The 13,016-nt window shown below is 62.3% G+C and carries 11 protein-coding genes; 8 read left to right on the top strand and 3 right to left on the bottom strand.

Annotated elements, in window-relative coordinates; genetic code table 11:
* The first annotated feature begins 1 nt into the window (after nucleotide 1).
* The 5 genes from QEO92_RS18055 to QEO92_RS18035 all read left to right on the top strand — a co-directional run bounded on the left by QEO92_RS18055 (nucleotide 2) and on the right by QEO92_RS18035 (nucleotide 4,981).
* Nucleotides 2–1,375, top strand: coding sequence for a M20/M25/M40 family metallo-hydrolase (locus QEO92_RS18055; RefSeq protein ID WP_227703939.1), 1,374 nt, complete (start codon nucleotides 2–4; stop codon nucleotides 1,373–1,375).
* Between the two features lie 138 nt (nucleotides 1,376–1,513).
* Nucleotides 1,514–2,911: an FAD-binding oxidoreductase gene (locus QEO92_RS18050; protein ID WP_227703938.1), complete on the top strand. Its 1,398-nt coding sequence runs from the start codon at nucleotides 1,514–1,516 to the stop codon at nucleotides 2,909–2,911.
* A 180-nt stretch (nucleotides 2,912–3,091) separates the two neighbouring features.
* A complete protein-coding gene (locus tag QEO92_RS18045) occupies nucleotides 3,092–3,703 on the top strand; it encodes a LysE family translocator (RefSeq protein ID WP_037152699.1) in 612 nt (203 codons plus the stop codon).
* 91 nt (nucleotides 3,704–3,794) lie between these two features.
* Nucleotides 3,795–4,160 (top strand): nuclear transport factor 2 family protein, encoded by a 366-nt coding sequence (locus QEO92_RS18040; protein ID WP_227703937.1) that lies wholly within the window; start codon nucleotides 3,795–3,797, stop codon nucleotides 4,158–4,160.
* Between the two features lie 5 nt (nucleotides 4,161–4,165).
* On the top strand, nucleotides 4,166–4,981 hold the full coding sequence (locus QEO92_RS18035; protein ID WP_227705207.1) for a helix-turn-helix domain-containing protein: 816 nt from the start codon (nucleotides 4,166–4,168) through the stop codon (nucleotides 4,979–4,981).
* Nucleotides 4,982–4,989: 8 nt separating this feature from the next.
* Here QEO92_RS18035 and QEO92_RS18030 read toward each other — a convergent pair whose 3' ends face one another.
* Both QEO92_RS18030 and QEO92_RS18025 read right to left on the bottom strand, forming a co-directional pair.
* Nucleotides 4,990–6,957 (bottom strand): methyl-accepting chemotaxis protein, encoded by a 1,968-nt coding sequence (locus QEO92_RS18030; RefSeq protein WP_227703936.1) that lies wholly within the window; start codon nucleotides 6,955–6,957, stop codon nucleotides 4,990–4,992.
* Between the two features lie 396 nt (nucleotides 6,958–7,353).
* Nucleotides 7,354–7,947 (bottom strand): TetR/AcrR family transcriptional regulator, encoded by a 594-nt coding sequence (locus QEO92_RS18025; protein ID WP_037152694.1) that lies wholly within the window; start codon nucleotides 7,945–7,947, stop codon nucleotides 7,354–7,356.
* A gap of 235 nt (nucleotides 7,948–8,182) precedes the next feature.
* On the opposite strand from QEO92_RS18025, the gene QEO92_RS18020 reads away from it, so the two are divergent.
* The 3 genes from QEO92_RS18020 to QEO92_RS18010 are packed head-to-tail and all read left to right on the top strand — an operon-like array spanning nucleotide 8,183 to nucleotide 11,936.
* Entirely contained in the window at nucleotides 8,183–8,659 is a 477-nt protein-coding gene (locus QEO92_RS18020) for a (2Fe-2S)-binding protein (RefSeq protein WP_037152692.1), read from the top strand.
* The gene (locus QEO92_RS18015) at nucleotides 8,656–9,651 is read left to right on the top strand and encodes an FAD binding domain-containing protein (RefSeq protein WP_227703935.1); all 996 of its coding nucleotides are present in this window, start codon (nucleotides 8,656–8,658) and stop codon (nucleotides 9,649–9,651) included. Before QEO92_RS18020 ends, QEO92_RS18015 begins: the two co-directional genes overlap by 4 nt.
* Nucleotides 9,648–11,936 carry a xanthine dehydrogenase family protein molybdopterin-binding subunit gene (locus QEO92_RS18010; RefSeq protein WP_227703934.1) on the top strand — a complete coding sequence of 763 codons (2,289 nt, stop codon included), beginning with the start codon at nucleotides 9,648–9,650 and terminating at the stop codon, nucleotides 11,934–11,936. The genes QEO92_RS18015 and QEO92_RS18010 overlap by 4 nt, the downstream gene beginning before the upstream one ends.
* Nucleotides 11,937–11,971: 35 nt before the next feature.
* Here QEO92_RS18010 and QEO92_RS18005 read toward each other — a convergent pair whose 3' ends face one another.
* Nucleotides 11,972–12,925 (bottom strand): LysR family transcriptional regulator, encoded by a 954-nt coding sequence (locus QEO92_RS18005; protein ID WP_227703933.1) that lies wholly within the window; start codon nucleotides 12,923–12,925, stop codon nucleotides 11,972–11,974.
* Between the last annotated feature and the right edge of the window lie 91 nt (nucleotides 12,926–13,016).

The following is a 13,016-nucleotide window of genomic DNA, read 5'->3' as shown; positions in this document are numbered from 1 at the left end:
CATGACTGAACAAAAGACCGATCTGGAGCGTGTCTTCGCGCATATCGAGGAGAACCGCGAAAGCTTTATCGCGCGGGTGATGGATTATGTGCGCCATCCCTCGATCAGCGCCCAGAATAACGGCATCAAGGAAGTGGCGGCCATCCTCGTCGACATGCTCACGGGCATGGGCATGGAAGCGATCACCATTCCGACCAGGAATCATCCGATGGTTCTCGGCCGCATGGAAAAGCAGCCGGGCAAGCCGACCGTGCTGCTCTACGGCCATTACGACGTGCAGCCGCCGGAGCCCTACGAATTATGGGACAGCCCGCCCTTCGAGCCGACGATCCGGAACGGCCGCATCTATGCGCGCGGCATCGGTGACAACAAGGGCCAGCATTTCGCCCAGCTCATGGCGCTGGAATCGCATCTGAAGGTGACCGGCGAGCTGCCCTGCAACGTCATCTTCCTCCTTGAAGGCGAGGAGGAGATCGGCAGCCCGCATATCGCCGAATTCGTCGCCGAACATGCCGACAAGCTCGATGCCGACCTCGTCGTGACGTCCGACGGTCCACTGCATGAATCGGATACCCCGATCATCACGTTTGGCGTGCGCGGTGTCGCGTCTTTTGAACTGCGCTGCAAGACGGCCAGTCGCGATGCCCATTCCGGCAATTTCGGTGGCGTCATGCCGAATGCGATCTGGAAGCTCGTGCATCTGCTCGCCACCATGAAGAACGAGCGCGGCGAGATCACCATTGATGGCCTGCACGACGTGGTGGTTCCGCCGACCAACATGGAGCGCGAGGCGGTTTCGAAACTGCCGCTCGATCTCGATGCGATCAAGGCCGATCTCGGTATCAAGGAGCTCGACCAGCCGCTCGACCGAGGTTATTTCGACCGGCTGATGTTTCATCCGACGCTGACGATCAACGGTCTGCATGGCGGCTATGGCGGGCCGGGCCAGAAGACGGTGCTGCCCTGCGAAGCATTTGCCAAATGCGATATCCGCCTCGTCGAAAGCCTGACGCCGGATTACGTGTTCGAGAAGGTCAGGGCGCATGTGGAAGCCCACGCACCGGACGTGGAATTCGTGCCGCAGAACGCCATGCTGCCGTCAAAGACGCCGATGGATAATCCGTTCGCCTCCGTCATCCGGGATGCGATCGTCGCGGCCCGCGGCGTCGAGCCGCTGCTTTACCCGACTGTCGGCGGTTCGCTGCCGGACTACGTCTTCACCAAGATCCTCAAGAAGCCGGCCTTCGTGGTGCCTTATGCCAATGCGGACGAGGCAAACCATGCGCCGAACGAGAACCTGAAGATCGACCTCTTTATCGACGGCATCAAGACAGGTGCTGCGCTGCTTTCGAAGCTCGGTGAGATGAAGATGTAATAAAGGGGTCAATCTCTCCGACAGTCGCGTGAGCCTCAAAGGTCATGTCACTCTTCCCATGGCTTCGATTGTTATCTATGCCATGGCCGAAGCAGAAGAGCTTTGTGAACCTTGCGTTCCACAAAAGGGAGTATGTCCTTGTCGCCGGATCGTGTAAGTCGCCTCGTTGCATGTCTCGAAAATAAGCTGGACGCTCCAGGGATTCTCGTCGGCGATGCGGTCTCCGACGGCTATGCGGCGGATGCGACGGCGCGTGGCGTTCGCCCTCCGGCCGTTCTTCGCCCGCGCAATACCGCGGATGTTTCGGCCATTCTTTCCGCCGCCAACGGGTTTCACCAACCGGTCGTGGTTCAAGGCGGCCGGACGGGGCTTTCGGGTGCGTCACGGCCTTTGAGCGGCGAGGTCTCGCTCTCGCTGGAGCGAATGAGTGGTGTGGAATCGATCGACATCGCGGCCCAGGCGATGATTGTTGGCGCCGGCACGCCGTTGCAGGTCGTTCAGCAGGCAGCAGATGACGCCGGTCTCCTCTTCGGTGTCGATATCGGCTCGCGGGGGACTGCGACGGTCGGCGGCAATATCGGCACCAATGCCGGGGGCATCCGCGTGCTGCGCTACGGCATGTACCGGGCGCAGGTCATGGGGCTGGAGGCGGTGCTGGCGGACGGTACCATTCTTTCCTCCCTCAAGGGACTGCCGAAGGACAATTCCGGCTACGATCTCAATCCGCTGTTCATCGGCACGGAGGGCACGATCGGCGTCGTTACCCGGGCCTGCCTGAAACTGCATCCGAAACCAAGGATCGAGCGCAATGCCTTCGTCGCCCTGCCGTCGCTTAAAGCCGCGCAGGAACTGCTGGCAAAGCTCCGGGTCGAACTGTCCGGCCTGCTGTCCGCCTTCGAGGCTATCTTCCCGAATGTTTACGAAGGCACGGTCGCCCATATGGGCATCCGCCCGCCGGTCGAGACGGGCGCCAGCATGTATGCGATGGTGGAAATCCAGGGGCAGTCGCCGGAGCAGGACAATGAACGCTTCGAGACGGCTCTTGCGGCTGCGTTGGAGGAGGGACTCGCTATCGACGTCGTGCTCTCCAACTCGCTGCGCGAGTTCAACGGGCTCTGGGCGATCCGCGACGGTATCAACGACTATCTGTTCGGTCTGGGCGAAATGGCTGGCTACGACATTTCCGTGCCGCTCTCCCGCATGCAGGAGTTCCTCGATAGGGCAGCGCACGGAGTTGCGGAAATCGATCCGGATGCGGTCTCCTTCATCTTCGGCCATCTCGGCGACGGCAACCTGCATTATTGCGTGAAGACGGCTCACGAAAAGAGGATCGCCGAAGCGGTGTTTTCCGGCATCGCGGCGGTCGGCGGCGGGGTTTCTGCCGAGCACGGCATCGGCACCGACAAGGTGCGATATCTGAGATATGCGCGCAGCGAGGCCGAAATCGCCACCATGCGGCGGCTGAAGGAAGCTTTCGATCCGAACTCTATCCTCAATCGCGGCCGGGTCTTCGAAGCATCGGCCATCGCCCTTTAAGCGGGGGTGGTTTTCAGGCTTTCGCCCCTGGAAAGCATCAAGGATGCGGGCAAGCAGGAAACGCCAGTTCCTTGCGGCGCAACTAGGTCATCCATCTCGCTGCTCGGGTCTGTCATTTCGCACAGGGATCGGTAAGCTGGATTTCGGTGACGATAACCGAACCTTGCGAAGGGATAGTCCATGAGCCCCGAATTCCTGATCACGTCTCTCATCGTCGTTGCTTCTCCGGGCACAGGCGTGCTCATCACGCTGGCGGCCGGGCTGTCGCGCGGGGCGCGGGCAAGCATCGTCGCCGCCTTCGGCTGCACGCTCGGCATCCTTCCGCACATGGTCGCGGCGATCTCGGGTCTTGCTGCGGTGCTTCATGCCAGCGCGCTCGCCTTCCAGACGATCAAGTATCTCGGTGTTGCCTATCTTCTTTTCATGGCCTGGCAGGTGCTTAAGGAAAAGGGTGCGCTTACGATCGAGACGAAGGACACGCCCAAATCGGCGCGGCAGATGATCGTCTCCGCAATCCTCGCCAATGTGCTCAACCCGAAACTGTCGATTTTCTTTTTCGCTTTCCTGCCGCAATTCGTCGGGCACGACGAAGCGACGCCGATCGCCCGGATGAGCGAACTCAGCCTCGTCTTCATGCTGATGACCTTCGGCGTCTTCGTCATTTACGGGCTCTTCGCCGCATCGATCCGTAACCATGTTGTCTCGCGGCCGGCCATTCTTGCCTGGATGCGGCGCGTCTTTGCCGGCGCGTTCGTGGCGCTCGGGGCGCGGCTGGCGCTTGCCGAGCGATAACGATTACCTGCCGCGTAATTGAGACGCGTTCCGCTCTCCCGCATGATCGCCCGGCCTGGAACGAGCCGGGCGACAGGAAGGAGATAAAGACATGACTGATGCTAACACCCATGCCGAGCGTTACCTCGCCATCTGGAACGAGACGGAGGCAGGGCGTCGCCTGGTATTGATCGCCGAAGCCTGGACGGAGGATGCAGTCTATGTCGATCCGCTCATGCGGGGTGAGGGCCATGAAGGGATCAACGGGCTGGTCGAGGGCGTGCAGGCCCGGTTTCCGGGTTTCCGGTTTACGCCGATCGGATCGGCCGATGGCTATGGCGACAATCTCCGCTTCTCCTGGGGTCTCGGCCCCGAAGGTGCCGAACCGGTTATCAGGGGCACGGATTTCGCGGCGCTTGAAAGCGGCCGCTTCAAGGCTGTGCACGGTTTCCTCGACCAGATTCCGGCTGCCGCATGACGACCATTTCACCTGCCCGTCCTCTCGGTGATTTCCTGCGTGAGTGGCGTCGCCGCCGGCGCATGAGCCAACTCGATCTGGCATTGGAGGCCGATATCTCGCAGCGGCATCTGAGCTTTATCGAGAGCGGGCGGGCGGTTCCGAGCCGGGAGATGTTGCTGCATCTGGCAGAGCGGCTCGGCGTACCGCTCCGCGAGCGCAATCCGATGCTGATCGCTGCGGGTTTCGCACCCGTCTTTGCGGAGCGAAAGCTCGACGATCCGGCGCTTGCGCCGGCGCGCCAGGCGATCGACATGGTGTTGCGAGGGCACGAGCCCTTTCCGGCGTTGGCCATGGACCGGCATTGGACACTGGTGGCCGCGAACGCCGCGGTTACGCCGCTGCTTGCCGGTGTCGCCGATCGCTCCTTGATGGACGGGGCGGTCAATGTCCTGAGATTGAGCCTGCATCCGCACGGGCTGGCGCCTCACATTGCCAATTTTGCCGAATGGCGAAATCACCTGCTCGACCGGCTGCATCAGCAGATCGCCGCGACCGGCGACCGTGTTCTGGAAAAGCTTCTGGAGGAATTGTCCGGTTATCCCGCTCCGGGAACCGGGCCGAAATCTCCGAGCCGCGATTATGCCGGCATTGCCGTGCCGATGGAGTTGCGGACAGCGGCTGGAGTTCTGTCCTTCATCTCGACGACGACCGTCTTCGGGACCCCGGTCGACGTGACGCTTTCGGAACTGGCGGTCGAGTCCTTCTTTCCCGCCAATAACGAAACGGCCCGGCTTCTGCGTCAGATGGCGGAAGCCGGGCCGTTGAAGGACGAGAGTTAGTCAGCGGATCAGAATTCCGTCCATTGGGACACAGTCGGCGCTGCTGCTGCAGCGGCATTGCCGCCGAAGGATTTCGTCACGCGCTCGGCCAGGCGACGGGCCGGCGATTCCTGTGGAGCCGCATTCCGCGGAGCAGCGACCGGTGTCGCGCCTGAACTGGAAACCGCGCGCGGTGCGGTGTTCATGCGGCCGCGCTCAGCAAGTTTGAAGCGGGCGATCAGTTCGCGCAGCTTCGAGCTTTCCGAGGCGAGGTTGGCGCCGGCGGCGTTGGTCTCTTCCACCATGGCGGCGTTCTGCTGGGTCACCTGATCCATCTGGTTGACGGCCGAATTGACCTCCGCCAGACCGACCGACTGTTCGCGGGCGGCGGTCGCGATCGCGCTGATATGCTCATTGATCGTGACGACATGTGCTTCGATCGTCTTCAGCGCATCGCCCGTCTCGCGAACGAGCTTCACGCCGTTGTGGACCTCGGCACCGGAATTGCGGATGAGGTCTTTGATCTCCTTTGCCGCATTCGCCGAACGCTGGGCGAGTTCGCGTACTTCCTGGGCGACGACGGCGAAACCCTTGCCGGCCTCGCCGGCGCGGGCCGCCTCGACGCCTGCGTTGAGCGCCAGGAGGTTGGTCTGGAAGGCGATCTCGTCGATCACGCCGATGATGTTGGAGATCTGGTTGGACGACTGCTCGATGCGCTGCATGGCGTCGACGGCATTCGCTACGACGGCGCCCGATTTGGCGGCGCTGGAATTCGCTTCCAGCGCGATCACCTTGGCTTCGTCGGCGCGCCTGGAGGAGTTCGCAACGTTGGCGGTGATCTCATCGAGCGCCGCGGCGGTTTCTTCGAGCGAAGCGGCCTGCTGCTCCGTGCGCTTCGAAAGATCGTCAGCGCTCTGGCTGACTTCGCGCGAGCCGCTGTCGATGCTGCCCGCTGAGGAAGCAACCTCGGAAAGAGCGGCACCCAGGCGGGTCACGGCGGAGTTCAGGTCCTCGCGCAATGCTTCGAAATCCGGCGCGAAGGGCTCGGTGAGCTGGAAGGCGAGGTCGCCGGAAGCAAGGCGGCGCAGGCCGGCTGCAAGGACGGCTGTCGCTTCCTGGAGACGGGTCTGGGCTGCGGCTTCCGCCTCCTCCTGCAGGCGGATGCGATCGGCTTCCGCATGGGCGCGGGCTTTCTCCGCCTCTTCCTGCAGTTGCCGGTTCGAAATGGCAGCCTGGCGGAAGACTTCGACGGCGCCGGCCATGGCGCCGACTTCGTCCTTGCGGCCTGCGAAGGGAATCTCCGTCTCGGTGTCGCCAGCCGCGAGCCCGCTCATCGAGGCGGTGATACGTTGGATCGGGCGAGCGATGCCGGTCATCACATAGGCCGCCGCACCGACAATCAGCGCAAAAACCACGGCGAGGATGGCATACATGGTGGTCAGCGCCGTGGCATAGGTCGCCTCCGCCTTGCCGGTTTCGATGCCTGCGGCGTCAGTATTCGTCTTGACGAGCTGGGTCACCGCTTCCATGACCGGCTGGATCGTGATCCGCATCTTTTCCATCTCGACGCGGGCGCGGGCGTCGGAGGCCTTGCGGGAAAAGCCCAGCATCTTTTCGCCGGCCTGTACGTATTTCTGAACGCCCGCTTCGATCTGGTCGACAAGCTGCTTTTCCTGATCGCTGGACGTCAGCGGCCTGTAAGTGTCCAGAGCCGCCTTCAACGCATCGGACTGTTGGGCGATCAGCTTCTCTGCTGCTTCCATGCCGAAATCCGAAGTCGTGGTGAGATGGCCCATATAAGCGATCGTCATTCCGAGGATCGCCGTCTCGATATTCTTGGAGGCCTGAACACTCGGCAGTGAATCGCCGGAAATCGTGTTGAGGTTTCCGGCAACGTTCGAAAGCGAGGAGATGGCCGCCCAGGCGAGAACGGCGGTAAGCGCCGCGATCGCGCCGAAGACGGCAATAAGCGAGCTGCGTATGGAGAGACGGGACATGAGTTCGGCTCCGGATGATGAAGCCTCGACTGAGGCATCGCGTTTTCACGCGCAGATCTGATATCTGGCAGTGTGGGGGAAAAGAGCCGGTCTCATACCGGCCCTGGCGCTACACCGGACGGCGATGGCGCGATGGTCGGAGCCTAGGCCAAACTCTTTAATGACAGATTGAATTTTGACATTGTACAACGTTTTTTGACGTTTTTTCGATGCAAGATCAGTGCTGCTATATATCTAATTTTTAAGAATAATCTTATGAATCAGACGGCATGAGTAGCAGGATACCTGTCAATCGGAGACTGATTGATTTTCCGTTCAGACGGGATGCGAAATCTAGCCTCGATGACAGGATTCTCGAAGCGGGCTCCGCACTCCCGAAGATGATCGTCCGACGGGTTATTTCCGCGCCTTCAGACCGTCCATCAGGAGTCCGATCAGGCGGTGCGACCGGTCGCGCCAATCGGGCGATTCGGGGATCGAATAGATGCTGGACAATGCATGCAGCAGATCGGTCGTTTCGATGTCCGTGCGGATATAACCCTTCTCACCGGCGGTTTTGATGAGGCTTTCGAGTGCACCCCGGATCAGGCCGGTTCCTTCGGCAAACAGCGAGGAATTGGAGGTCATGAGGATGCGCAGGCTGTTGGCCATGCCGCGCTTGGTGGCGATGTACCCCACGAAACGGCGCATCCATTCTTCGAGCGCCACATCCGGCGCATGTCTTTCGGCGAGGTCGGATGCCGCCGCGGCCAGGCTTTCCAGTTCCCGGCGGTAGACGACTTCGACCAGATGCTCGCGCGTCGGAAAATGCCGGTAAAGCGTACCGATGCCAACGCCTGCCCGCCGTGCTATATCTTCCAGCGAGGTCTCGACGCCCTTTTCCTGAAAGGCTGCGGCCGCCATTTCGATCAGTTTGTCCCGATTGCGGCGGGCATCGGCGCGCAGTTTCGTCGGGGTCGTCGATGTTGTTTTCGGCGCGGCCGAGGCCAAAATCATGCTCCAGGCGGATTGGGGACTTGACGAAAATCAGCAAGTCACTAGTTTAACCGGAGGCTCCTCCGTTTGAGCGGAGTGCCTTCCGCTTCTTAATCCAGAAGGGGGCCGGATGTCATGCCAAATGTGCCGGTGTTTCTCTCAAGATATCCATTTAGCGCGCCGGAGCCGGGCGGCCAGCCCATTCTGGATTCGGAATTTTGCATTCTCGTGACGATAGCAGGAGCTTATCATGACACGAACCATCCATCTTTCGCTCGACATCAACGGGAGGCGGCACGAGCTCGATGTCGAGCCGCGCGTCACCCTGCTCGACGCTTTGCGTGAGGAACTGGCGCTGACCGGCACCAAGAAGGGCTGCGATCAGGGCCAGTGCGGCGCCTGCACCTGCCATGTCGACGGCAAGCGCGTACTCTCCTGTCTGACGCTGGCTGCGCAGGTCGAGGGCCGGCAGATCACCACGATCGAGGGGCTTGCCGCAGAAAACGGCGACTTGCATCCCGTCCAGGCGGCTTTCATTGAAAACGACGCCTTTCAGTGCGGCTATTGCACGCCGGGGCAGATCATGTCGGCGGTCGCCTGCATCCGCGAGGGCCATGCCGGTTCCGACGAGGAGATCCGCGAATACATGTCCGGCAATCTCTGTCGGTGCGGGGCCTATAACAGCATCGTCGCGGCGGTGCGCGAAGCGGCGGAGGCCGTCCGATGAGAGACTTCTCCTATTTCCGCGCTTCTTCCGTGGATGAGGCCCGCAATGCCGTGCTTCAGGCCGGCGGCGCACTTCTTGCCGGCGGCACGACGCTGCTCGATCTTGCCAAATGCGGCGTGGACGAACCCGAAACCGTCGTCGATATCACCCATCTCTCCGGTCTTGGCGAGATCAATGTCGATGCGAGCAGTGCCGTTATTGGTGCGCTTGCCAGGATGGGGGACGTCGCCGACCATCCGCAAATCCGGGCGGCATTCCCGGCGGTTGCCGAATCGCTCTCGCTTGCGGCTTCCGCCCAGCTTCGAAACATGGCGACGATCGGCGGCAATCTCCTGCAGAGGACGCGCTGTCCCTATTTCCGTGATCCGGTCACCTTTCCGGCCTGCAACAAGCGTAATCCCGGCTCGGGCTGCTCGGCGATCGGCGGGGTGACGCGCAACCACGCCGTCCTCGGCACGAGCGATGCCTGCATCGCCACCTATCCCGGGGATCTCGCAGTCGCGCTCGTGGCCTTCGACGCCTTTGTCGATCTCGGCAGCCGCAAGGTGGCGGTCGACGATTTCTTCCTTCTGCCGGGCGATACGCCCGAAAACGAAACGGTGCTGAAACGTGGCGAGATGATCGTCGGCATCGGCATTCCTGCGTCTGCCGCAGCCAGGAACTCGACCTATCTCAAGGTTCGCGACCGGCAATCCTACGAATTCGCTGCGGCGAGCGCCGCTGTCGGTGTCGAACTCGAGGCGGACGGCAAGACGGTCCGTAACATTCGCGTTGCGCTCGGTGGTGTCGCCACCAAGCCGTGGCGCGCAAGAGCGGTCGAGCAGGCTCTCATCGGCAAGGCGTTTGACGTCGAAACCGTCGAGAAGGCCAGTGGTCTCGCCATGGAAGGGGCCGTCTCCCACGGCGGCAATCGCTACAAGATCGAACTTGCGCCGCGCGTCGTCGCTCGCGCCATCCTGAAAATGGCCCAGAATGTTGGAGGTCTCGCATGACCATCATGGAAACCCGCAAACACGGCGATGCCTCAGACGGTATGATCGGCGGCCGCCAGACCCGATTCGAAGGGCAACTGAAGGTAACCGGGGCGGCAACCTATGCGCTGGAATATCCGGTGGAAGGATTGGCGCATGCCGTGCTGGTGCAGAGCACGATCCCGGCGGGGCAAGTCGTCTCGATCGATACGTCGAAGACGCTTGCGGCACCGGGCGTCCTTCTGGTGCTGACGCCGGAAGACGACCTTGGGCTCATAACTGCCTCCGACTGGCATGGCAATCGCCCCGAGAACCAACCCTATCATCCCCTGCCGCGCGAGGTCCGGTTCAACGGGGAGTCGATCGCGGCAGTGGTCGCCGAAACCCGCGAACAGGCCGTTGAAGCTGCCAGGCTGCTCGACATCGTTTACGCGGAAGCTCCGTCGGTCGTCAGTCTTGACGATCCTAGTGCCGGTGAAGGCAAAGCCGTCGATATGCTGAACGTTGCCTGGGGTGATGCGGAAGCGGCGCTTGCCACCGCCCCCGTGATGATCGAGGCCGAGTACAGCACGCCGCGCGAATATCACGTGGCAATGGAGCCGCACGGGCTGACCGTGAAATGGGACGGCGATCAGCTCACCGTCTGGGAGCCGAGCCAGTGGTCGCATGGTATGGCGCGCAGCTATGCCGAATGGTTCGCCATCCCCTATGAGAACGTCCGGTTGATCTCGCCCTTCATCGGTGGGGGGTTCGGGTCGAAGGGGGCTGCGCTCGCCTATAGCGCAGTCGCCGCCTTCGCGGCTCGCAAGCTCGGGCGGCCGGTGAAGCTCGCGGTCACGCGGCCGCAGAACTTCACAAGCTATGGCGGCCGTGCCGCGACCAGGCAGACGATCAGGCTCGGGGCGACGGAAGACGGTGTTCTGCAGGCCATCGTCCATCGGGGTGCGAGCGAAACCTCCATCTATGCGGACTGGCCGGAGCAGACAGGCGCCGCTACTTCGATCCTCTACAAGGTCGAAAATTTCTCCTCCCAGCACAGGATCGTGCCGGTCAATACCGTGACGCCCGGCGCCCTTCGCGGCCCGGGCAAGAACCCGAGCGCCTACGGCATCGAATGCGCCATGGACGAGCTCGCCTGGAAGCTCGGCATGGACCCGCTGGAACTGCGGCTCAAGAATTATGCCGACCGCGACTACCAGTCGGGAAAGCCCTGGTCGACCCGCCGCCTGCGCGAAGCCCTCATGGAGGGTGCGGAAGCCTTCGGCTGGTCGAAACGCAGTCATCAGCCGCGCTCGATGCGGGAAGGCAGGACGTTGATCGGCTGGGGTATCGGCTGCGGAACCTTCCCGGTCATCCAGGCACCCAGCGAGGCGATGATCCGTATCCTCGGCAGTGGCCGTGTCGAAGTCGTGAGCGGCGCGATCGACATGGGGCAGGGCACCTATACGATCCTTGCCCAGACCGCGGCCGATGTGTTCGGCGTGCCGGTCAGCCAGGTCGATGTGACGCTCGGCGACTCCCGCCTGCCGGGCTCGGCGATCGCCGGCGGCTCGATGCTGGCGGGCTCCATACTGGGTGCCGTTCACAAGGCTGCCACGGCCGCGCGAGACGAACTCATCGGGCTTGCGCTCAGCGATGGCAACTCGCCGCTGCGTGACACCGGGGCGAACACACTCACCTTCGGTGACGGACGCATCAGCGTCCCGCGCGGCGAAGGTCCCTCGCTTACCCTGCCGGAGTTGATGGCCGCACTCGGCCGTGACGAACTGGAGATCCGCCGGAACACGCTGCCGGACGGTGCAACCGCCCAGGAGCACTACCAGGCCTGGACGACCATGGCAAAGGTGCAGGGGCCAACCATGGGCGACTACTCCATGCACAGCTGGTGCGCCCATTTTGCCGAGGTTCGCGTTGATGAGGATTTCGGCACGGTGCGTGTCTCCCGCATGGTCTCCGCCTTCGATTGCGGGCGGCTCTACAATCCGCGGCTGGTGGAAAGCCAGTGGCGCGGCGGCATCATCATGGGTATCGGCCAGGCGCTTTTGGAAGAAGGCCTTGTCGACCAGCGGAACGGCCGGATGATGAACAGCAATGTGGGTGATTATCTGGTGCCGACCAATTCGGACATCCCGGACATCCAGGTGATCTCCGTCGGCGTGCCGGATTTCAGCGCGTCGGCATTGGGCGGCAAGGGTGTGGGCGAGGTCGGTATCGTCGGCGTGGCACCTGCGATCGCCAATGCCGTCTTCCATGCGACGGGAAAACGCGTCCGCGACCTGCCGATCACGCTCGAAAAGCTGATCTGATCGATCCCGCGCATCCGGCACGTCGCCGGGTGCGCTCACCTTCCTTTCGGCATGTTCGACGCGCCGAGACTGCCGGCGAAACGTTCGGCCAATCGCTCCCTGCGAAAATGTTCGGTCACGAAATCGATGAAGACGCGGGTCTTCGCCGGCAGCAGCGTGCGGCTGGCATAGTAGAGCGAGATCGGCCCGACATCCGCATACCAGTCCGGCAGCAGGCGGATCAATTCGCCATTTTCCAGATAGGGCAGGGCATCCGGTACGGCGAGCATGGCTATGCCGAGGCCGAGGCATGCGGCACGTGCGATCGCCGCCGGATCGTTGAGCACGACCGTTCCGGTCAGGGCGGCCGGCATTTCCTCGCCTTCGGCATTGCGCATGATCCATTGGCGGAGACGGCCGCTGTTGAGCGAACGCATGGAAATGCCGTCGAAGGCTGCGAGGCCCGCGGGGTCGAAGGGCTGCGTTCGATCCCTCACATAATCGGGCGACGCTACCGCGATGACATGTGCCGGACCAAGCGTGCGGGCGACAATGCCCGGCGTCAGTTCGAAGCCGCCGCCGATCGCTGCATCGTAACCCTCGGCGATCAGGTCCACCTGCCGGTTCTCGAACATCCATTCCGGGCGGATTCGCGGATACCGAGCCAGAAAATCCGGCAGCAGCGGCAGGATGTGCTGCGCGCCGAAATTCGGGCTCATGCTGACCTTCAGCACGCCGGACGGTTCCCCGCCTTCCGAAGATACTTCGGCAATCGCGGTCTGCAGCGCCTCAACGTGATCGCTCACCGCCGACAGGAATAGCTCACCGGCCTCCGTCAGCGTCAGGTTGCGGGTACTTCGTTGGAATAGCCGAACGCCGAGATTCCTCTCCAGCATCGCGACATTGCGGCTGACGGCCGCGGGCGTCAGCGCCAGGCGTCCGGCGGCTGCCGAAAAGCCGCCGAGTTCGGCACTGCGGATGAAGGATTCCAGGTTGGCGAGGCTTTCCATCAGACGATATTTTCAACGATTACTTGAAAATCATCCGCATTATTACCGTCTAATCAAGCGCCAATCCAAGGGCGATATTCCCGTCATCGAA

Origin of the sequence: Neorhizobium petrolearium, from assembly GCF_029854435.1 — a bacterium.
Lineage (GTDB): Bacteria > Pseudomonadota > Alphaproteobacteria > Rhizobiales > Rhizobiaceae > Neorhizobium > Neorhizobium petrolearium.
The sequence above is the reverse complement of the archived record's forward strand: the minus strand, read 5'-3'. Positions and strand labels throughout refer to the sequence as shown.